The following is a 20,888-nucleotide window of genomic DNA, read 5'->3' as shown; positions in this document are numbered from 1 at the left end:
CTCTGCGTACCTCCGCGAATACCTCCGCGAAACTTTGCGTTTATATCTTTTATTTAGTTCATTATGGAAAAAATAGCAATAATTGGATTTTCATGTCTATTCCCCGATGCTAAAAATGCAGAAGAATTTTGGCACAATTTAATTGAACAAACAGATTCCACTTCCGAGTTAAGTATTGATGAAATTGGCATAGAACCCACTATATTTTATGACCCAGAAAAAGGAAAAGCAGATAAAGTTTATTCCTTACAAGGGGGATTTGTTCGTAATTTTAAATTTGATGGTTCAGGATATAATCTACCTGCTTCATTTCTACAAAATCTAGATGACACCTTTAAATGGTCGCTTTATGCTGCGAAGCAAGCATTGCAAAATAGTGGTTACTTGGAAAACAAGTCTGTGCTTTCCAAATGTGGAGTATTATTGGGCAGTCTCTCGTTCCCTACGAAGTCATCAAACCAACTGTTTGAACCGATTTATCAACAGGTATTAAAACCTGCAATCAGAGAACTTTTACAACAGCAAGAGTTTGATTTAGCAAGTTTACCAAACTCGGAAGATACATCATTTTACAATGCGATGATATCGGGTTTACCTGCTGCTATTGTTTCTCAAGCTTTATCTCTATCCCCCATTCATTTTTGTCTTGATGCTGCTTGTTCTTCTCCGTTATACGCTGCAAGATTAGCATCTCATTATCTGTGGACACATAAAGCTGATTTGATGTTAGCGGGGGGTATTAGTTGTGCAGATCCGATTTTTATCCGGATGTTATTTTCCGGTATCCAAGGGTATCCAGAACACAACGATATTAGTCGTCCTTTAGACAAATCTTCGCGGGGGTTACTCACCTCAGAAGGTGTGGGAATGCTAGTACTCAAAAGGTATAGTGACGCAGTTCGAGATGGCGATCGCATTTATGCAAGTATTGTAGGTAACGGACTTTCTAATGATGGTAGGGGTAAACATTTACTCAGCCCTAACCCCAAAGGACAAACTTTAGCTTTTGAAAAAGCTTACTCGGAAGCGCAGCTAAACCCGAAAGCTATCGACTATATCGAATGTCATGCTACGGGAACCTTATTAGGAGACAGTACCGAATTTAATTCTGTCGAAACTTTCTTTGGTAAATATGGAGCAACTCCCTTGTCGGGTTCGGTGAAATCGAATATTGGACATTTACTTACTGGTGCGGCTAGCGCTAGCCTGATAAAAGTACTCTTAAGTATGAATAAGGGTATCATTCCGACAACGATTAATATTACAGACCCCATCGGCTCCGAAGATAACGTAATAGCACCTAGCCGGATTGTCACTAGTCCTACCAATTGGCACTCGAAAAGCGCATCGATAAAACGTGCTGCTGTCAGCGCTTTTGGCTTGGGTGGAACCAACGCTCATACAATTTTAGAACAAAATAAAAATACTCAAACTGTAGAACCAAGTTTCCCCCTCAAACCAGTTAAAATGGCGATTGTGGGAATGGATGCTCTTTTCGGTAGTTGTGATGATTTAGATACTTTTGAAGGCAGTATTTATCAAGGAAAACAGCATTTTATTCCTCTACCTGCTCAAAGATGGCATGGTGTAGAAAACGAAACTGAATTACTAAAAAAATATAATTTACCCGAAGCAAAAGCACCAATAGGAGCTTATCTTAGCGAATTTGAAATTGATACCATATCTAGTAAAATTCCGCCTAATGAATTAAAAAAACTCAACAAACAACAATTGTTGATGCTCAAAGTAGCCGAGCGGGCTTTGCAAGATGCCGGTATCAAAGAAGGCGATAATGTAGCAGTTTTAATCGCCACAGAAGCAGAATTTTCCGTTCATCAACTCCAGCAAAGATGGAATTTATCTTGGGAAATTAAAGAAGGATTAAATACTGGTGCAATATCTCTATCATCTGATAAAGTTAATAAATTAGAAACAATAGTTAAAGACGGCATTCATCAAGCAGTTGATAGCAGTGAATTTGTTAGCTACCTCACTAATATTATGGCGAGTCGTATCTCCTCAATTTGGGATTTTACGGCTCCTGTATTTACCATTTCCGCTGGGGAAAATTCTACATTCAAAGTTTTAGAGGTAGCGCAAAATTTATTAACTACCGGGGAAGCAGATGCCGTATTAGTGGGTGCTGTGGATTTAGCCGGGGGGATGGAAAATGTTTTATTACGAAGTAAAATAGCAAATATTAATACAGGTGTAAATACTCTTTCATACGACCAAAAAGCTAACGGCTGGACAGTTGGTGAAGGTGCGGGTGCAGTAGTTTTAAAACGACATGAAGTAGCAAAACAAGAAAATAAGTGCATTTATGCGGTCATCGATGCAATTAGTTTTACACAAAAAAATGCAACCAAAAATGATTTGCAAAGTCGTTTGGGGAGTACCGATCCTAATGCCGTTGATTCTGCTTGTCAACAAGCTTTTGAAATGGCAGAAATTAAACCTTCCGAAATATCTTATCTGGAAGTTTTTGCAAGCGGTATTCCCCAAGAAGATGAAGCAGAAATTAACGGTTTACTTCGGGCTTATCCAAGCGGTGCAAACAAATTAACCTGTGCTATTGGCAGCGTTAAAAGTAATATCGGTCATACCTATGTTGCTTCGGGAATTGCGAGTTTAATTAAAACAGCTTTGTGTCTCTACTATCGATATATTCCCGCAACACCAAAATGGACTGGTGTGAAAGATATTAAAAAATGGGAAAACAGTCCTTTCTATGTTGTTCCAGAATCAAGACCGTGGTTTCTTAACCCCGAAACTAATAAAAGAACGGCAGCCATTAATAGCATTGGTATAGACGGGACTTACGCTCATTTAATCATATCAGAAGAACCGAATCAACAAGACCGTAGCAGCAGATTTTTGCAACAAATGCCTCTTCATCTGTTTGCGATCGCAGGGAATAATCGTGATGATTTACTACAGCAAGTTGACAATTTACAAAATGTAGTAAATAGCGGAACTTCCCTGAAAAAAGCTGCGAGCATCACTTTTGCAAAATACCAAAAACGTAGTCAAGAAAGCTATACTTTAGCAATTGTGGCGCGTAATGCCAAAGAATTAGCTAAAGAAAGCGAAGCAGCCATCAAAGGTGTAAATAACGCATTTGAACGCGGTGAAGAATGGCAAACACCACTAGGTAGTTATTTTACAGCTAAACCGCTGGGTAAAAAAGGAGAAGTTGCATTTATCTATCCTGCTGCGGTCAATTCCTATCTCGGTATCGGTAGAAATCTTTTCCGTCTGTTTCCGAAAGTTCATGATGACATCATCCTGCAAAATTTAGACAATCGCGTTCATCATGTCGAGGGGTTAGTCTATCCTAGAAGTTTGAATAAACTATCAAACAGACAATTAGAAACACTTGAACAGCAACTGCTAGATGATTCAGCAGCGATGTTTGAAAATGAAATAGTCGTTGCAAGACTGCTTTCTAATATTCTTCGAGATGATTTTCAAATCAAACCGAAATTTGCCTTTGGTTACAGCTTGGGTGAAGTTAGTATGATGTCTGCGGTGGGAGTATGGAATCAATTTGGTCAGATGAGCAATGCTTTAAACTCATCTAGCTTATTCGGAGACAGATTATCGGGTGCAAAAAATGCTGTCCGCGAATTTTGGCAACTACCACCCGTACAGCAGTCACCAGATAATAACTTTTGGTGTAATTACGTTCTCATCGCTACACCATCACAAGTTAGAGAAAGTATTGTAGGAGAAAACCGAGTTTACTTAACTCAAATTAATACACCAGAAGAAGTAGTAATTGCAGGTGAACCTGTTGCTTGTGAAAGAGTAATTGAAAAGTTGGGTTGTAATGCATTCCGCGCACCTTTTGACCATGTAATTCATTGCGAAGCCATGGCTTCAGAACATGAAGAAATTGCCAAAGTAAATACTTTACCAGTTCAAGAAAACCAGCAAGAAATCATACTTTATTCTGCTTGTGAATATGCACCAATCAAGTTAGAAAGTAAAGAGATTGCAGAAGGTATTGCTACAGGACTTTGTAAAGAACTTGATTTTCCGAGGTTAGTTAATCGACTGTATAACGATGGCGCAAAAATATTTATTGAAACGGGTGCTGGTAGTGTTTGTTCTCGATGGATTGATAAAAATTTAAGCGATAAAGAACATATGACAATTTCTCTGAATCGAAGAGGTGTAGACGACCATAGTAGCATTGTCAAAGCATTAGCAAAATTAGTTAGTCATCAAGTCTCTTTGGATTTATCGCCGTTATATTCCACTGTAGAAGAAATTAGTAAACAAGGTAAACATAGTCATAAAAAAGTTATGTTGGGAGGTGACAGTTTTACCGCAAGTATTTTGACAGCAGAAAACAAAAAGTTGTTTCAAAATCAAGTAGAAGTTAATCAAGAACCTCTTGAGAAAATAGATTATGTAGAAAAAACACAGCCAACATTTCCATCTGTTGAAATAGACTTACCCGATAAAATTACTCCCAAATCTCAACCAGCAAAACCTGAAGTAAATCCGATAAAAAAAGTTGCCATACCTACCATAGAAAATCAAACCAAAATACCAAATAATACTCCGGCGAAGATTAATTCATCTAAATCTACCTTTACAGAAAAATTGGCTTCAACTGTGAGTTTATCTAGTAATAGACAATCTCAATATCAAAAGGTAAATGTTAATAACTCAATGATTCATAAAACTCATTCTACATTCTTACAATCCCGCCAAGAATTTAGTCAACAACTGAGCGAAATAATTCAGCTACAAATTGCTTGCGCTGAACAGTTGTTTAATAGTTGAAATTATCATTTATCAATGAGCAATAGTATATATAAAACCTTACTAGACGCAGAGAGCGCAAAGGGAAGAGGGGAAGAGAGAAAGGGAGTAGTTGTTCATTGATAATTGATATCGAAATTTCTAGATACATTTAGTTGTTTATTGATGATTGAAAAAACGTGCTAAACAAAGAAAATAATGGACTGATATTTCATGGGTCTACTTCCACTAGAAATCGAGTTTGGAAAGGTTCAGTAAGCTGTATTTCCTTTGACTCAGATGGAATGAAACAACAATTGCTGGAAATAGATAAACCTTGTTACATTGTTAAAGTAGAAGACAGAATTGGTTTAACTAACTATGGTTATTGTCCCCTGGATAATAGTCAACCAGCAGAAATAGAATTATTAATTGCAACTCCACCTGTTTTTACCAAAAGTTTTGGAGACCCGGATTTTCTGACTTTTCATAATGTAAAATATGCTTACGCAACTGGTGCAATGGCTGGGGGTATAGCCTCAGAAGAAATGGTAATTGCACTTGGTAAAGAGCGTATTTTGAGTTCCTTTGGTGCGGGTGGTTTAAGTTTAGCTCGTTTAGAAGAAGCAATTAAAATTATTCAAGCATCTTTACCTGAAGGACCCTATGCTTTCAATTTAATTCACAGTCCCAACGAACCAGAAATTGAAAGAGGTGCTGTAGATTTATATTTAAAATATGGAGTAGAAACTATAGAAGCTTCCGCATTCTTAGACTTAACTCCTAATATTGTCTATTATCGTGCTGCTGGATTAAGTTTAAATTCAACTAACAAAATTCAAATCAATAATAAAGTAATTGCCAAAATTTCTCGTCGAGAAGTTGCGAGTAAGTTTATGCAGCCAGCACCGTTAAAAATGCTCAAAGAACTGGTTGATAAAGGCTTAATTACGGAATTACAAGCAACTCTTGCAGCACAAATTCCCATTGCAGATGATATTACCGTAGAAGCCGATTCTGGAGGTCATACAGATAATCGTCCTTTAGTTTGTGTCTTACCTTCTATCATTGCTTTAAAAGACGAAATCCAGGCACAATATGGTTACGAAAAACCCATCCGAGTCGGAGTAGCAGGAGGAATTTCCACTCCTCAATCAGCTTTAGCAGCCTTTATGATGGGTGCTGCATATATCGTTACAGGTTCAATCAATCAATCTTGTGTAGAAGCGGGGACTTCCATTCATACCAAAAGATTATTAGCACAAGCTGACATTGCTGATGTGATGATGGCACCAGCGGCTGATATGTTTGAAATGGGAGTAAAATTACAAGTTCTTAAACGTGGAACGATGTTTCCTCTGAAAGCACAAAGACTATATGAAATCTATCGAAATTATAACTCCCTTGAGGAACTTCCCCCTGCGGAAAAAGAAAAACTAGAAACCCAAATTTTTCGTAAAAGTATTGCCGAAATTTGGCAAGAAACTGTCGCTTATCAATCACAAAATAACCCCCATAAACTTACTAAAGCGGCAAAAAATTCTAAATATAAAATGGCTTTGATATTTCGTTGGTATTTAGGATTATCTTCGAGATGGTCTAATGCTGGTGAAAAAGGTAGAGAAGTCGATTATCAAGTATGGTGTGGACCAGCAATGGGTAGCTTTAATGATTGGGTGCGCGGTTCTTATTTATCAGAACCAAATAATCGTAAAGTAGTTGATGTTGCTAATCAATTAATGATAGGAACATCTTATTTATACCGCATCCAAACTCTCAAAATGCAGGGTCTACAATTACCTAATTTCTATTCTCAGTATCAGCCAATTAAATCTACATTAGAGATGTAAAAAAATTTCTTACCCCCACGACAATACAAATAGAAGTCGGGTTTTAGAGGATATTTTGAAAGTCTAATTTAACACTTTACCTGGCGACTAGAAGTCGCGGCTACAAAAACAAAACCTGCCTGCGCGGGTTCTAAATTAACTAGTCCACGCAGGTGGACTTTGTTTCTGTAGTAGAGCCAGTGCGTTGCGGAGGCTCCCTCCGTTGTAGCAACTGGCGTGCGGTTTAAACCGCCGGATACTTTTAAAACATCCTCTTAGCTGAATTATTTGTCACCCAAGACAATTATCGTAAAAACCCGACTTCTCACCCCGAAAAATACAACCTATATAATCGTAAATCTCAAATCAAATGAATACAAAACAATCTATTAACGCAACAGAAATTCAAACATGGTTATTATCTAACCTAGCTGAATTACTTCATATATCAGCCGAAGAAATCGACGTAACTCAACCTTTAGATAGTTACGGTTTAGACTCAACCCAAGCAATGGTAATGATTACCAAATTACAGAAAATGCTGGGATTTGAACTGTCTCCGATGTTGCTTTGGCATTATCCGACAATTGAAGCACTTGCGGAACGTTTAGCCGAACAAGCCGAAGAATCTCAACAAACCACCAAACCATTAATTGATACTAATAATACTCCTAATTTAGCAGCAGAAGCTGTTCTCGATGAAACTATACGTCCTCAATCAACTTCTTTTAAATTTAATCCTAATCCCCAAAATATCTTTTTAACCGGGGGTACCGGCTTTTTAGGAGCATTTTTAATCCACGAACTTTTACAGCAAACCGATGCAGATATCTACTGCTTGGTACGTGCAACAGATGCAACATCCGGTAAAGAAAAACTGAAAAATAATTTACAAACCTATAACATTTGGAACGAAGAATTTAGTCCTCGGATTATTCCCATAGTTGGAGACTTATCCCAACCCCAATTAGGTATAAGCACTGAAGGCTTTGAAATGCTGGCAATAAATATAGATGCCATCTATCACAGTGCTGCAATGCTTAACTATGTATTTCCCTACTCAGCGCTGAAAACAGCCAACGTTTTAGGAACCCAAGAAATTATCCGTTTAGCTTGCAAAATCAAAGTTAAACCCCTCCATTACGTCTCCAGCGTCGCAGTATTTGAATCACCTTACTACGCAGGTAAAGTAGTAACAGAAAACGATAGCTTTGACCATTGGGAAGGCATTTTCTTAGGATATTCTCAAACTAAATGGGTAGCAGAAAAACTAGTTAAAATAGCCTCTCAAAGAGGACTTCCCATCACCATTTACCGACCACCTTTAATTTCCGGACACAGCCAAACCGGCGTTGGAAATACTGACGATTTTGTAAACTTAATGACTAAAGGCTGTCTACAAATGGGAGCCTTTCCAGAAGTAGATTATATGCTCGATATGTCACCCGTTGACTATGTAAGTAAGGCGATCGCGCATTTATCCAGACAAGAAGAATCCCTCGGAAAAGCCTTCCATCTCCAACATCCAGAACCCGTACCTTTAACCAAACTAGTTGACTGGTTGAATTCTTTCGGTTTCCCCATCAAAATGATTCCCTACGAACAATGGCAAAACCAGTTAATTAACAACGTCACATCTAGCGAAAATCCCTTATACACCCTGCGTCCATTTTTACTAGAACGTTGGTCAGAACGACAACTCACCATACCCGATTTATACCTAACATCCAACAGACCAACTATTAGCTGTCAAGCAACCTTAAACGCTCTTGCAGGAAGCAGTATAACTTGTGCGCCCATAAATGCAGAATTATTTACCACCTATTCAATGTACTTAATTCAAAGTGGTTTTCTCAACCTTGAATCACTGATGAATAATTAATAATTGTTTACTCATTCTCACTCCCAGGTTGAACCAAGTACAAACACTGCGTCCCTCTGCGCCTTCCTTTGCGTTCCTTTGCGTTAAAAAAGTATATAATTTTGATAACAACAGATTGGCATTGCTTCCTTCGGGTATGAATTTAGATTTTGAGACGTTACACTGTAACGTCTCTACACAGATTTCGGTTATCCATAAAATTTTATATGACCTTGCACTCACGCTCCGCTAACATACTTTTTTTCAGCAACGCCAACAGATTTAATATAATTAGCTCAAATGGAACTAATAAAAAAGAACAAAGAACTTCTACGTGTGATTCTCGCCGTAGCTTTAATCATTGTAGGAATAACCCACTTTGTCATACCCCAACCTTATGTAAAAATAATGCCACCACAACTTCCCTATCCTTTAGGTTTAGTTTATTTGAGTGGCTTTTATGAAATATTAGGTGGTATTGGTTTACTAGTTCCACCTTTAAGTCAACCTGCGGCTTGGGGATTAATTGCCTTATTTATCGCCGTTTATCCAGCTAATATTAATATGGCAATTAATCATATCGAAATTGAAAGCATACCATATTCAGGTTCCCCTTTGTTTCAAGCCATTAGACTTCCTCTGCAAGGAGTTTTAATTGCTTGGGCTTACTGGTATACAAAACCTAGCGATAAAGAAAAACAAGTTTCTATAATTCCTAAATCAATGATTCCTGAAGAATTAGAATTGTAAGTTAAAATATTCAGGATGTTTGATTCATTAAATTATGAATACTTCAACAGTAAAACAATTACCAGCAAAAACTATAACTCCAGAAAACTTTCAACCTTACGGACAGGTTATTTTCCCTAGTAAAGATGGGAAAACATTCGATATAGAAGATGCTCAATTAGTACTAAATAATGGCATCCCAAGATTTTACATTATGCAATTACAGCATCGCGGACGCAAATTTCACAACATTACTCGTCACGCAAAATGTACACAATGCTTAGGTTCTTTAGCTGGAAAAGATTGGTTGATCGCAGTTTGTCCGCCCAATAATCATATAAAAGAACCAGCATTACAAGAAATTGCCGCTTTTCATATCCCCGGAAATTGTTTTATTAAATTAAATGTCGGAACTTGGCACGCAGGACCTTATTTTGAACATGATATAGTAGATTTTTATAACTTAGAATTAAGTAATACTAATGAAGTTGATCATTTTACTCATAGCTTTTTGAAAAGTCATAATTTAGCGTTTGAGATTGTTTAAATGATATCATGTCATCTCAGGGAGTAGGGAATAATATCTTTTCCGCTGACTTTGAATTATTTAAAAGATGAGTGAAAAAAACTCTGCGTCCCTTTGCGCTTACCAATAATTCCTTTGCGTTAAAAAATATATTGTCACACACCCTACAATCAGTTGGTGCGTGACTTCAAGATTATTTAAAGTGTCACACACCCTACAATAAGTTCCCTAACCCCTAAAACTTATACAAAAATCAAACCAGATTCCCATATTAGATTTTTATATAATTCATTTCTGGAATAAGCGCTACTATCATATGAAAGCTCAGTGTCCCTGCACCATAAACCAACGGCAGAATTTTAATCATTTTATTATGCTATGGTAAGAAAAAACTTTAATCTTTCCCTGACTCCAGTAATTGTCATCGCGATCGCAATTCTAATTTTCTTTTCTCACATATCCGTTTCCAACGCTCAAGGTAACGTTTCGACAAAGCCCATAGAAGTGGATTTACTTGTAAACGGTTTAAACATACTCCGTCCTCAAATTTTATTAGAACAAAGCTTAAAAAATGGTGGGAAAACCAACTTGACAATCGATAACAAACCATCTGGTCAAATGACAATAAAATCTGTCCAACAGCTACCCATAACTACAAACGTAACTCAACCAGATGGCTCAGTAAAAGAATTACCAGACCCCAGCGCTAAATTTAAAGCAGATATACTTATCACTTTAATCGCAAACGCACAAATTCAAAATACTGGCACAGTTATCGGTGAAAGTTTAGTTAAAATCGGTAGCCCTGCTAAAATAGAAGGCTTTAATTACGACATTAACTCTACCGTAGTTGATTTAAGAATCCAGGATTAACACTCTGCGTTCCTTTGCGTCTACCTTTGCCTCCCTTTGCGTTAAAAAGTACATAATCCCGATACCAACAGATTATGGTTATCATCGAATTCACGTTAAAATACTTTCAAGAATTACTGGGAATTAAGTGTTTTTTTTGACTTTCCTTTTGCATTTCCCAAGCTAAACTAGTACCAATAATTGTATCTAAATTATTATATTTAGGTTGCCAATTAAGCATCCGACGAATTTTATCAGACTCAGCCATTACACAAGCTGGATCACCCAGACGACGTTTAGTTTCAATCACGGGGAAGTCAGTCTCAGAAATTGCTTTTACCCGTTCGACTACTTCACGAACACTATATCCTTTTCCGTAAGCGCAGTTAAAAACTTCGCTTTGATTGCCTTTTTCTAGATAACGTAAAGCATCCAAATGGGCTGATGCTAAATCTTCGACGTGAATGTAATCTCGAATTGCTGTACCGTCAGGAGTAGGGAAATCAGTACCAAAAATCAATAGTTCTGATCTGCGATTTAAAGCTGCATCACAAGCAACTTTTATCAAGTGAGTTGCATTCGGTGATATTTGCCCCATTCTGCCGCGAGGGTCAGCACCTGCTACGTTAAAGTACCGTAATATTACGTATTTTAGGTCAGAAGCTGCGGCGTAATCCTGAATTAACCACTCGCTCATCAATTTAGAGCGTCCATAGGGATTAATTGGCTGTGTTGGTGTTGACTCCGTTACAGGAATTTTTTCCGGTTCACCATAGACAGCAGCTGTACTAGAGAATATAATTTTATTTATACCAGCCAGACTACAGCATTGAAGTAAATTTAGAGTATTGCGAGTATTATTACTGTAATAATCTAAAGGACGAGCAACAGATTCGGGTACTATCAGACTGGCAGCAAAATGAAGTACCGCACTAAATTGATGTTGAGAAAGAACTTCAGAAAGAAGTTCAGTATCAGCCAAATCTCCAATAACTAATTTACCATAAAGTATAGAATCAGTACAACCTGTTGAACAATTATCGTAAACTATCACATCATAACCAGCTTCTCCTAGATGGCGTACAACATGAGAGCCGATATATCCCGCTCCTCCAGTTACTAGAACTTTCTGATTCATTTGCCTATTCTCAAATTAAAATACAACTCACACACAGCGGTTTTTTTTAGTTTATGGAAGAATTTATCTACCCTTACCTAATAAAACCACTCGAATAGTTTTGAAAAATATTGCGATATCCAACCAGATGGAATAATTCTTGATGTAATAAAGGTCGTAAGAGAGCTTTTCATAAGCATCCTCAATGGATGCACCATAAGGATAAAGCACTTGAGCCCATCCTGTGATTCCCGGCTTAACTAAATACCTAATATCGTAATAAGGAATCGCTTCTTTTAACTGAGCATCAAACTGCGGTCTTTCCGGACGCGGACCAATTAAACTCATTTCTCCTTTCAAAACATTCCACACCTGGGGAAGTTCATCGATTCGCATTAATCGCAACCAATATCCTACCCGTGTAATTCGGGGATCGCGTTTCTGCGCCCATTGTGCGCCGCGCTTTTCCGCATCCTGATACATCGAACGGAACTTATGGACTTTGAATGTTTTACCGTTTAATCCTGTACGTTCTTGAGAATAAAAAACTGGACCAGGACTATCTAACTTGATTGCTAATGCTACCAACAGCATCACGGGAGATAAAAGCAACAACAACAATGCCGATGCCATCATATCCATGACTCGCTTCACCCTGGTATTGAGATTACCAGACATCAAATTAAAACCCGTGCTGAAAGTAAACCAAGTATCTTGCAGCAAAGATGAAGGAAGTTTATACCACAGACTTTCATAGATATCTGGTAGCCTGTAAACAGGAATTCCCTGCAACCGCATTGTCATTAACTGTTGCACGAGCGAATCAGATAATTCGATTTGGCTTCCTAATAACACTCCAGTCCAACGTTGCAAACTCAACCCCGGTAAATCTGCAATTGTACCTACTATATATTCTTGTTCTAATAAGGAAGAATCTGGAGAAAAATTTGACTGCTCGGAGTCTTCAGCTAAAATTAACAAACGTCCTAAAGAATTATGTGCTTGGAAGTTTTGAGCGAATTGAATTGTATTTTTAGTTGCACCCAAAATTAACCAACGACTTTGTTGAGCGTATTGACGAATTAATTGAGCCGTCCAAGTTCTTGATATTATTGCCAAACCAGTAAAAATACTCAGACTAGGCAGTAAAACACTCCGCCACAATAAAGTGTTATTTCTCCAAGCTCCAGATATGTAAATAAGTGCAGCGCTGACAATAGCAACAAATATATTACTCAAGATAATCCGTGCTGGCGCTCTTAAACCAGCAATTTGTTTGTCTGGATTATAAGTATCCGCTAAATATAAGCTTGCTAAAACTAATAATATAAAACCATAAGAAATTGGATTGAACCAATCAAGTAATTGATTAAAACGCAGCCAAAAAATAAATCCGAGAGAAAAAACTAAGCCAAAAATATCTGATAACAAAAGTAATTTAGGAATACTTCTGATAACTTTTTGTGAGTCTAAAGTCACCGATTCTTTACGAGATAGAGCTTCCTGCATTGGTCAGTACTATTCCTCTTTTTTTTATTTTTTGAGAATTTATACAAAGCTTTCGATCACAGGAAATTTTGTAATACGGCAAAATCTTTTAGATAACGCAGTCGCCAGCGTTATGTAAAGTTAATCGTATTACTAACTGTAGAAAGTATGACTTCCCAAATAAAATATCAAGAGTAGATAGAATACATTTAATCAAATAAAAATTTATTTTTGACAGGGAACAGTTTCTATTTCCATCACAGAAGTCGGGTTTTTAGCAACAATATCCCGAAAACCAGAAAATTCTCATAAAAACCCGACTTCTTACTCCCTACTCCCTATTCCCTATTCCCTTGATTAAACAAAACAAAAACTTAAATGATAGGTATAGCTCTAGACTTTTCAAATTAGCAAACTACTGTTTAATAGTTAATGCTAGTCACAGTTATTAAAATAACATAACCAAATGGGCATAGTTATTTAAGAGGATGTTTTGAAAGTCTAATTTAATACTTTACCTGGCGACTAGAAGTCGCGGCGACACAAACAAAACCCGCCTGCGCGGGTTTGAAGTTAACTAGTCCACCTGCGTGGACTTTGCTTGTGTAGTAGCGGTTTAAACCGCCGGATACTTTTAAAACATCCTCTAACCTTTATTGAGACTAAAAGAAAAACAGGAAACGTTTGGAATAAAAATATACAAGACAGATAAAGGCACCGTAAATTTATTTATATTTAAAAGTCAGCGTAAGTCGATAGTGTGAGTTGTGAGTTCTATGACAAATGAGATGCAAGTGAACCAAGAAGAGCAAGATTATATTGATTTGCAACAATACTGGCTGATTCTCAAAAGACGCTGGCTGCCTGCCCTGCTTGTAACCACCTCTGTTCTTGGATTAGCAGCTTTCGTTACCTTCAGACAAAAACCAGTTTATCAAGCAGAAGGTAAATTACGTTTTAATAAAAATAATAATATTTCTTCTCTTTCAGGTTTGGGTGGACAAATTGGAGAACTCAGCGGTATCACCAATTTAAGTAATCCCCTGGATACTGAAACCGAGGTGATTAAATCCCATCCTTTAATTCAAGAAACTATAAATAAACTTGACCTCAAAGACAAGGAAGGTGAACCCCTAACTCATGAAGCTTTTCTCAAACAACTCCAAGTTAAGAGCATCCGGGGTACTGATGTTTTGCAGCTTTCTTATAAAAGTACCGACCCTAAAGAAGCCGCAAACGTGGTAAATTCCCTGATGGGGGATTACATGGAGAATAACGTTCAAGATAACACTGCTGAAGTTCGAGCAGCGCGGGAATTCCTTCAAAAAGAAGTACCACAGGTAGAAGCAAGAGTAGTCCAAGCAGAAGCAGCTTTGCGTCGATTCAAAGAGCAAAATAATGTAGTTGCTTTAGAGGAAGAAGCCAAAGTCGGGGTAGAAAATCTGAATAATTTATTAGAGAATATTACCCAAGCTCAAGCGCAGTTAGTAGAAGCCATGACTCGCTCTGAAGCTTTGCAAAATCAGTTAAAATTGCCGACGCAGCAAGCGGTAGCGTTATCGAGTTTGAGTCAATCCCCAGCAGTGCAACAAGTACTTACGGAATTTCAGAAGACGCAAAGTGAGTTAGCAGTAGCAAGAACTCGCTTAACAGATCAACACCCCACAGTGATTAATCTGTCTCAAAAACTGCAAGCATTGAAAACCCAACTTGAAGGGCGAGTTGGACAAATTGTCGGGAATGGAGTATCAGTAAAAGAACCAGATTTACAAATCGGTGAATTAAAGCAATCTCTGACAGCAGAACTGGTAAAATCAGAAGTAGAGCGCTTAGCTGCAAACAACCGAGTCGGCTTGTTGAGCAGAGCTTTTGCATCTAGCCAAGCCCGATTAAGTATTTTACCAAAATTAGAGCAACAACAGCGAGAATTACAGCGCAAATTGCAGGTAGCGCAATCAACATACGAACAATTATTAAAGCAATTACAAGAAGTTCAGGTAGTTGAAAAGCAGAATGTTGGTAATGCCAGAGTGATTGCTTCGGCTTTAGTTCCAGATAAATCAATTTCACCGAAAATTTTGCTGAATCTAGCTTTAGGTGGATTCTTGGGAATTCTCTTGGGTGCAGGAACCGCTTTGATACTTGAAGCGATGGATAAATCCCTCAAAACCATTGAAGAAGCCAAGAAACTCCTCGGTTATCCTTTATTGGGTACTATTCCGATTGTGGATGAAAAAGATAAAGAAAGAAAAGAATTACCTGTACTCAACAATCCTTACTCACCCGCAACGAGTGCTTTTGAAATACTTCAGAGCAATCTCGGTTTCACCACGTCTGATAGAGCATTAAAGGTAATTGTAGTTAGTAGTTCAATACCCGGTGAAGGTAAATCCTTTGTTTCATCAAACTTAGCCGTTGCTATGGCTCAATTAGGACGACGAGTATTGTTGATAGATGGTGATATGCGTCGTCCAACACAACAAAATATTTGGGATTTACCGAATATGCTCGGCTTGAGCAATGTTTTAGTAGGACAAGCATCATTACAGGGTAGTGTTACAGAAGCCCTGGTAACATTAGATGTCCTTACCTGCGGAAAAATTCCGCCCAATCCCTTGGCTTTATTAGAATCTCAGCGCATGGCTAATTTAGTCAAACAAGCTAGCCAGGATTATGACTTTGTAATCATTGATGCTCCACCATCAACAGCCGTTGCCGACGCTTTGAATTTGGGTAAATTAGCAGATGGAATATTATTGGTTGTACGTCCCGGCGTTGCCAATACTGCCTCGGTGAGTGCTGCTAAATCAATCTTAGAACATTCCGGACAGCCAGTTTTAGGCATGGTAATCAACGGGGCTACCGCCGATAACAGTTATGGTGGCTACTATTATTCTAAAGGTTATTACGGCATTAATCATATCAATGAGCAGAATGGGAAAGTTGATACCGATATTACTAAGATTGAGATGAAGTAGGGAAGAGGAGTTAGGAGTTAGGAGTTGGGAGTTGGGAGTTAGGAGTTGGGAGTTGGGAGTTTGGAGTTAGGAGTTTGGAGTTAGGAGTTTGGAGTATCGTAAAAACCCGACTTCTAGAATCTTGGGGGGTGAGAAGTCGGGTTTTTTTTGCTGAAATATCTGTGAGGGCTAATTGCGATCGCCCTGGCACATTTTTCTTGTAGGGTAAAATGAAGTCATAAAATAGTAGTATTAATCAATAAGACTAACTTTGAGGGAAATATGACTTCCCAAACATTGAATATCACTGAGGTATTAATTGCCAAAGTGCAATCTTTACCACCAGAGCAACAACAGACACTACTAGATTTTGTGGAGTTTTTGGAACACAAAAATACTCAATCCCAACCAATTTCAACCCAACCAGTACAACAACGGGTACTTGGCTTAAACCGGGGAGAAGTTTGGATGAGTGAAGACTTTAATGAGCCTTTACCTGATGAGTTTTGGCTGGGTGAAGAATGAATATATTATTAGACACCCATACATTTATTTGGTCTACAGCAAATCCAGAAAGCTTATCTCAGACAGTCACAAACTTATTGACTGATACTAACAATACTTGGATACTGAGTATTGCTAGTGTTTGGGAAATGCAAATTAAATTGCAGTTGGGTAAGCTCAACCTGAATTCATCTCTCCCTAACTTGATTGATAATCAACAGCGTGTAAATAATCTACAAATTTTACCTATTGATTTAACTCATATTTATGCTTTAAATAATTTACCGTCCCATCACAAAGACCCTTTTGACAGAATTTTAATAGCTCAAGCGATGGTTGAACAAATACCTATTGTTAGTATTGATGAAGTTTTTGATAATTACCCAATTAAGAGGCTGTGGTGATGATTATTTACTTTTTCTCCTTGTCCCCCCATTGTGTGAGGATTTATTCCCATTACAGGTAAGGGTGGAGGAGATTCCGGGATTAAAGATTGGGTGAGTTATCACCTCAAGAATATGCTGGTTTGTTGTTGCAGTTATCAAGTTTAGAGCGAGGGGAGTTGTTGAGACGGTTTAGTTAGGGTTTTAAGAAGTCGGGTTTTTGGCAAAATTTTCTAATTTAATCAAGACTTCTCCAAAAAAACCCGACTTCTGGGATATCTTCCCATATCATGCCCAATTTTACCTATGCTGTTCGAGCCGCTCGGCAATCCAGACTTTGATGATTGACTGTCGAGTTACGCCAACTCGTGCGGCTTCTCTATCGAGTGCTTCTATTATCCATGTAGGAAAATCAACGTTTACCCTTCGTTGCTCATAACCCGGACGACGAATTGTATTCATATCTAAATAAGCGGTTATATCCTCCCCTGAATCGAATTTTTGATCGAATTTTTCAGCCTTCATATATTTTTACCTCCTCGTCTCTTGCTCGTCGTACTGATATGATTCGCACCCGCTCTTCTCCATCCACCGAGTGTAATTACGGAATATTTGGGAATTATTGCTAAAATTGCGACTCTCTCATGTTTATTGGAACCCTTTCGGAATCAGCCCAACTCTTCAGAAATTCGTAGTTGTTTGTCTAAATTATTTTAAGTTATCCCGTGAGGAGTTGTTGAGACGGTTTAGTTAGCTTTAAGAAGTCGGGTTTTTTAGAACAGTCTCGATTTAACAAGACAATCTTGCTAAAAACCCCACTTCTGAGACGATAGTTTTTTTGAGAAGTCATAAAATAGTAGTATCAATCAATAAAAATAACTTAGGGGGAAACATGACTTCCCAAACACTGAATAACGCTCAAGCATTAGTTACCAAACTGCAAAATTTACCTCCGGAGCAACAACAGCAGGTAGCAGATTTTATTGAGTTCTTAGAACAGAAATATATGCAACAGTCATCGCATCAAGAACAACCAAAACATCGTATATTTGGTTTGCATGAAGGTCAAGGCTGGATGAGCGAAGATTTTAATGACTCTTTACCTGATGAATTTTGGCTGGGTGAGGGATGAATGTTTTGTTAGATACCCATGTATTAATTTGGTGGTCGATCAGCCCTAGCAATTTATCAGAAAATGTATATAAATTATTGGATGACCAAGTTAATAATCTATTTTTCAGTCTCGCTAGTATCTGGGAAATGCAAATCAAATTGCAAATTGGTAAATTAACCCTAAATTTACCTTTGCCGGAATTGATAGAAGACCAATGTCAAACTAAGTAAGTCGGTGTAAAAAATTCAAGGTATGTCATTGCGAGTGGAACGTTCACGTAGTGTGCCGAAGGCATAGTGAAACGAAGCATATGTCCTATCGGACACGCTACGCGAACGCAACACTTTGAGATTGCTGAGTCCTGACGGACACGCTACGCGAACGCTGTCGCTCGCAATGACACAATTAATTTTGCTTACCCACTTAGTTCTTAAAAATCAAAATTATCACCGAAGCGATCGCCTTTATCACCTTGTATGCCGATTACCTTTTATAGTACATTTCGACTATACAGGTGAGTGCATTTCCATGAGTAGAACTCTTTTTGACCAATTCGCTAAGCAGTTTTTTGAAACTTTTTTGAGTCCTTTGGGTGAGGTAAAGACCAATTTTGAAGATCCGGTCGAACCGAAATTTATTGATATCTGGTTTTCTCCATCGAATCAACCGAGTGTAAATACGGAAGAGTTGGGAATTTTGGCATCAATTGCGGCTCTCCCATGTTTAATCGAACCCTTTCGCAATCAACCGAAATCCTCAGAAGTTCGTAGTTGTTTGTATAAGCTATTTCATGTTCAAAGTGATTTTGAACGCAAAGCCAAGCGTGAAGAAGAAACTGTTTCTGCTATAGGAACTTCCACAATTGTGGATTATTACTCATTCTGCATCCGATGACTTGCTTTCAAGGTTTGGTGCAACTCCCCGCTCTGATTGGTTGCAGGGTATTTATTTTTTACCAATAGGTCTTAAAGCAGCCATCATTGCTATAAATAAGTTACCTAGAACACCAGAAACGCTTTGGTTGAGAATATTTGGTAAAGGGGTTATACAAAAACAAGCAATTGACGAGGTGATTGGGTTTGATGTAGAAGAGCCAAGGCGCTCTACAATTTTACAACTTTTAGCAACTTGGAAGATTAGCATGGAAGCAAGTAATTTAGTTGAACAAGAAGATAGGGAATTAATGATGACATTATCAAAAGCTCCTAACCGAATGGGAAAAAGAAACCAAACGTCGTGGCATTGAGGAAGGAATGCAGCAAGGTCAGCGGCAAGTTGTGGAAAATCTACTCAAAGCGCGGTTTGGGGAGTTGGATGAGCAGTTGGTGGGGATTATTGAGCCATGTTGTAGTTACCTCCTCAAGAGTATGCTGCTTTGTTGTTGCAGTTGTCCTCTTTGCAGCGTCAGGAGTTGTTGAGAAGGTTTAGTTAAGTTGGTAGTTATAAAGGTACTAGTACTCCACCACATAAGTTATGAGGGGTAATCAATGTAATATTGTAGGTTGGGCTGAACGTAGTGAAGCCCAACACCCGCGTTGGGTTGCGCTTCGCTTAACCCAACCTACGAAGAGGTATTTTAACTCCACATAAGTTATGAGGGGTTGAAGTAGTGCGAGCCGGAAAGCTCGCTGGTTGTAACGAGGGAGCGAGACGCTCCCACTACGAGAACGTTACCCATCAAAGTTGGTGTGACAGACTACTAGTAGTTCTTTGCATTAGTTATGAGTGGTAATCGTAAATATCTAAATTCTCTTCTCCCCCCTCTCCCAACACTTCCCCCTCTCCCCCATCCTGTCCTCACCCGTCAAAATTAATGAAAAAGACTACTAGGTTGAGCGCAGTGCAGTTTCAACTCAGAACCAAAACTTTTCCCGATGCGATCGCCATTTATTTCTTAGATTCTTAGATAACCAAGCGCTAACGCATTACTATCAATCTTCGTAACTTATGCGATCGAGTACGAAAGACAATATCATCAAGCTAATTCGACGATTTAAAATTAATTTAGTCATCAAACAGCACTTTAATAATGAATACAAAAGAAATTATCATCCAAGAGATTGAAGAAATTACAGAACCACTACTCACTGAAATTTTAGATTTTGTTCGGTTTCTGAAGATAAAGCAATTACAAGAAGAACGGGAAAATCAACAGGATTTAGAAGATGCACGTGTATCTCTAGCGGAAGCAAAAGAAAAAGGTACTATTTCCTTAAAAGATTTTAAACAAGAACTGGGACTTTAAGGCATGAGCTATGAAGTTGAAATTACTCCCTTTGCTCAACGCCTTCGTTAAAAAGTTATCTCCAGAGATACAAGCAAAGATTATTGAAAAGTTGGAAACTTTGGCTGAAGTTCCTCGTCCTGCTGGCGTTAGAAAGTTGAAAGGAGAGGATAATCTTTATCGAGTGCGAAGTGGCGATTACCGAATTATTTATAATCAAGTTAATTCAACTGCTTGATTGGATGATGACTTTACCCAAAGAATTGGAAATCGCCTGCAATAGAGAAATTCGTCAATACGAGGAACAGCCAATGCCATATATTACCACTTTTGAACGCTTTGGAATGCTAGAAACTCTACGGGAAAATATCATCGAAGTTCTGGAAGTCAGGTTTGGTGAAGTTCCTGCCGATTTAATCGCTCAAATTAATGAATTAGGTGATATTGAGGATATGTCTGGGCTAAAACAATTACACAAGCAAGCTGTGACTATTAATTCTCTTGAAGAATTTGAACAAATTTTACCAAAATCATAGTCTTATTTAAAGC

Annotated in this window: 19 protein-coding genes; 16 read left to right on the top strand and 3 right to left on the bottom strand. The window is 38.1% G+C overall.

Features of this window, described 5'->3' with window-relative positions; translation table 11 throughout:
• Positions 1 to 63 precede the first annotated feature (63 nt).
• From IQ247_RS21950 to IQ247_RS21925, 6 genes are all read left to right on the top strand, one after another.
• Positions 64 to 4,797, top strand: coding sequence for a PfaB family protein (locus IQ247_RS21950; RefSeq protein WP_193923292.1), 4,734 nt, complete (start codon positions 64 to 66; stop codon positions 4,795 to 4,797).
• Between the two features lie 158 nt (positions 4,798 to 4,955).
• On the top strand, positions 4,956 to 6,605 hold the full coding sequence (locus IQ247_RS21945) for a PfaD family polyunsaturated fatty acid/polyketide biosynthesis protein (protein WP_193923291.1): 1,650 nt from the start codon (positions 4,956 to 4,958) through the stop codon (positions 6,603 to 6,605).
• Between the two features lie 349 nt (positions 6,606 to 6,954).
• Complete coding sequence (locus tag IQ247_RS21940) at positions 6,955 to 8,466, top strand: thioester reductase domain-containing protein (RefSeq protein ID WP_193923290.1); 1,512 nt, start codon at positions 6,955 to 6,957, stop codon at positions 8,464 to 8,466.
• 279 nt (positions 8,467 to 8,745) lie between these two features.
• Entirely contained in the window at positions 8,746 to 9,195 is a 450-nt protein-coding gene (locus IQ247_RS21935) for a DoxX family protein (RefSeq protein ID WP_228059949.1), read from the top strand.
• Positions 9,196 to 9,229: 34 nt separating this feature from the next.
• Positions 9,230 to 9,721 (top strand): ureidoglycolate lyase, encoded by a 492-nt coding sequence (locus IQ247_RS21930; RefSeq protein ID WP_193923288.1) that lies wholly within the window; start codon positions 9,230 to 9,232, stop codon positions 9,719 to 9,721.
• Between the two features lie 357 nt (positions 9,722 to 10,078).
• Positions 10,079 to 10,573: a DUF4330 domain-containing protein gene (locus IQ247_RS21925; protein WP_193923287.1), complete on the top strand. Its 495-nt coding sequence runs from the start codon at positions 10,079 to 10,081 to the stop codon at positions 10,571 to 10,573.
• A 106-nt stretch (positions 10,574 to 10,679) separates the two neighbouring features.
• On the opposite strand, the gene galE is transcribed toward IQ247_RS21925, so the two are convergent.
• Together galE and IQ247_RS21915 are read right to left on the bottom strand one after the other, a co-directional pair.
• Positions 10,680 to 11,690, bottom strand: a complete 1,011-nt coding sequence (galE, locus tag IQ247_RS21920; protein ID WP_193923286.1) for a UDP-glucose 4-epimerase GalE — start codon at positions 11,688 to 11,690, stop codon at positions 10,680 to 10,682.
• A gap of 63 nt (positions 11,691 to 11,753) precedes the next feature.
• Complete coding sequence (locus IQ247_RS21915; RefSeq protein WP_193923285.1) at positions 11,754 to 13,178, bottom strand: sugar transferase; 1,425 nt, start codon at positions 13,176 to 13,178, stop codon at positions 11,754 to 11,756.
• A gap of 767 nt (positions 13,179 to 13,945) precedes the next feature.
• On the opposite strand from IQ247_RS21915, the gene IQ247_RS21910 reads away from it, so the two are divergent.
• The 3 genes from IQ247_RS21910 to IQ247_RS21900 all read left to right on the top strand — a co-directional run bounded on the left by IQ247_RS21910 (position 13,946) and on the right by IQ247_RS21900 (position 17,022).
• Positions 13,946 to 16,135 carry a GumC family protein gene (locus tag IQ247_RS21910; RefSeq protein ID WP_193923301.1) on the top strand — a complete coding sequence of 730 codons (2,190 nt, stop codon included), beginning with the start codon at positions 13,946 to 13,948 and terminating at the stop codon, positions 16,133 to 16,135.
• Between the two features lie 261 nt (positions 16,136 to 16,396).
• Complete coding sequence (vapB, locus tag IQ247_RS21905; protein ID WP_193923284.1) at positions 16,397 to 16,639, top strand: type II toxin-antitoxin system VapB family antitoxin; 243 nt, start codon at positions 16,397 to 16,399, stop codon at positions 16,637 to 16,639.
• Entirely contained in the window at positions 16,636 to 17,022 is a 387-nt protein-coding gene (locus IQ247_RS21900; RefSeq protein WP_193923282.1) for a type II toxin-antitoxin system VapC family toxin, read from the top strand. The genes vapB (IQ247_RS21905) and IQ247_RS21900 overlap by 4 nt, the downstream gene beginning before the upstream one ends.
• 279 nt (positions 17,023 to 17,301) lie before the next feature.
• Here the strand turns inward: IQ247_RS21900 and brnA are convergent, their stop codons facing one another.
• Positions 17,302 to 17,526, bottom strand: a complete 225-nt coding sequence (brnA, locus tag IQ247_RS21895; protein WP_193923281.1) for a type II toxin-antitoxin system BrnA family antitoxin — start codon at positions 17,524 to 17,526, stop codon at positions 17,302 to 17,304.
• A gap of 367 nt (positions 17,527 to 17,893) precedes the next feature.
• Here brnA and vapB (IQ247_RS21890) point away from each other — a divergent pair, with 367 nt between their 5' ends.
• The 7 genes from vapB (IQ247_RS21890) (at position 17,894) to IQ247_RS21865 (ending at position 20,875) form a co-directional block, all read left to right on the top strand.
• Positions 17,894 to 18,133: a type II toxin-antitoxin system VapB family antitoxin gene (gene vapB, locus IQ247_RS21890; protein ID WP_193923280.1), complete on the top strand. Its 240-nt coding sequence runs from the start codon at positions 17,894 to 17,896 to the stop codon at positions 18,131 to 18,133.
• The gene (locus IQ247_RS21885) at positions 18,130 to 18,345 is read left to right on the top strand and encodes a type II toxin-antitoxin system VapC family toxin (RefSeq protein WP_193923278.1); all 216 of its coding nucleotides are present in this window, start codon (positions 18,130 to 18,132) and stop codon (positions 18,343 to 18,345) included. Before vapB (IQ247_RS21890) ends, IQ247_RS21885 begins: the two co-directional genes overlap by 4 nt.
• A 298-nt stretch (positions 18,346 to 18,643) precedes the next feature.
• Positions 18,644 to 19,009: a hypothetical protein gene (locus IQ247_RS32765; protein WP_228059948.1), complete on the top strand. Its 366-nt coding sequence runs from the start codon at positions 18,644 to 18,646 to the stop codon at positions 19,007 to 19,009.
• Positions 18,978 to 19,361: a hypothetical protein gene (locus IQ247_RS32760; protein WP_228059947.1), complete on the top strand. Its 384-nt coding sequence runs from the start codon at positions 18,978 to 18,980 to the stop codon at positions 19,359 to 19,361. Before IQ247_RS32765 ends, IQ247_RS32760 begins: the two co-directional genes overlap by 32 nt.
• 783 nt (positions 19,362 to 20,144) lie before the next feature.
• The gene (locus tag IQ247_RS21875) at positions 20,145 to 20,360 is read left to right on the top strand and encodes a DUF2281 domain-containing protein (RefSeq protein ID WP_193923276.1); all 216 of its coding nucleotides are present in this window, start codon (positions 20,145 to 20,147) and stop codon (positions 20,358 to 20,360) included.
• Positions 20,361 to 20,370: 10 nt separating this feature from the next.
• On the top strand, positions 20,371 to 20,577 hold the full coding sequence (locus IQ247_RS21870) for a type II toxin-antitoxin system RelE family toxin (protein ID WP_193923275.1): 207 nt from the start codon (positions 20,371 to 20,373) through the stop codon (positions 20,575 to 20,577).
• Positions 20,531 to 20,875 (top strand): hypothetical protein, encoded by a 345-nt coding sequence (locus tag IQ247_RS21865; RefSeq protein ID WP_193923274.1) that lies wholly within the window; start codon positions 20,531 to 20,533, stop codon positions 20,873 to 20,875. Before IQ247_RS21870 ends, IQ247_RS21865 begins: the two co-directional genes overlap by 47 nt.
• Positions 20,876 to 20,888 lie beyond the last annotated feature (13 nt).

The sequence above is a fragment of the Plectonema cf. radiosum LEGE 06105 genome (assembly GCF_015207665.1).
GTDB lineage: Bacteria > Cyanobacteriota > Cyanobacteriia > Cyanobacteriales > Nostocaceae > Rivularia > Rivularia radiosa_A.
The sequence above is the reverse complement of the archived record's forward strand: the minus strand, read 5'-3'. Positions and strand labels throughout refer to the sequence as shown.

Coding starts and splice junctions, on each gene's coding strand:
- IQ247_RS21950 (WP_193923292.1), top strand. CDS start 64: ATGGAAAAAATAGCAATAATTGGATTTTCATGTCTATTCCCCGATGCT.
- IQ247_RS21940 (WP_193923290.1), top strand. CDS start 6,955: ATGAATACAAAACAATCTATTAACGCAACAGAAATTCAAACATGGTTA.
- IQ247_RS21935 (WP_228059949.1), top strand. CDS start 8,746: ATGGAACTAATAAAAAAGAACAAAGAACTTCTACGTGTGATTCTCGCC.
- IQ247_RS21930 (WP_193923288.1), top strand. CDS start 9,230: ATGAATACTTCAACAGTAAAACAATTACCAGCAAAAACTATAACTCCA.
- IQ247_RS21925 (WP_193923287.1), top strand. CDS start 10,079: ATGGTAAGAAAAAACTTTAATCTTTCCCTGACTCCAGTAATTGTCATC.
- galE (WP_193923286.1), bottom strand. CDS start 11,690: ATGAATCAGAAAGTTCTAGTAACTGGAGGAGCGGGATATATCGGCTCT.
- IQ247_RS21915 (WP_193923285.1), bottom strand. CDS start 13,178: ATGCAGGAAGCTCTATCTCGTAAAGAATCGGTGACTTTAGACTCACAA.
- IQ247_RS21910 (WP_193923301.1), top strand. CDS start 13,946: ATGCAAGTGAACCAAGAAGAGCAAGATTATATTGATTTGCAACAATAC.
- vapB (WP_193923284.1), top strand. CDS start 16,397: ATGACTTCCCAAACATTGAATATCACTGAGGTATTAATTGCCAAAGTG.
- IQ247_RS21900 (WP_193923282.1), top strand. CDS start 16,636: ATGAATATATTATTAGACACCCATACATTTATTTGGTCTACAGCAAAT.
- brnA (WP_193923281.1), bottom strand. CDS start 17,526: ATGAAGGCTGAAAAATTCGATCAAAAATTCGATTCAGGGGAGGATATA.
- vapB (WP_193923280.1), top strand. CDS start 17,894: ATGACTTCCCAAACACTGAATAACGCTCAAGCATTAGTTACCAAACTG.
- IQ247_RS21885 (WP_193923278.1), top strand. CDS start 18,130: ATGAATGTTTTGTTAGATACCCATGTATTAATTTGGTGGTCGATCAGC.
- IQ247_RS32765 (WP_228059948.1), top strand. CDS start 18,644: ATGAGTAGAACTCTTTTTGACCAATTCGCTAAGCAGTTTTTTGAAACT.
- IQ247_RS21875 (WP_193923276.1), top strand. CDS start 20,145: ATGAATACAAAAGAAATTATCATCCAAGAGATTGAAGAAATTACAGAA.
- IQ247_RS21870 (WP_193923275.1), top strand. CDS start 20,371: ATGAAGTTGAAATTACTCCCTTTGCTCAACGCCTTCGTTAAAAAGTTA.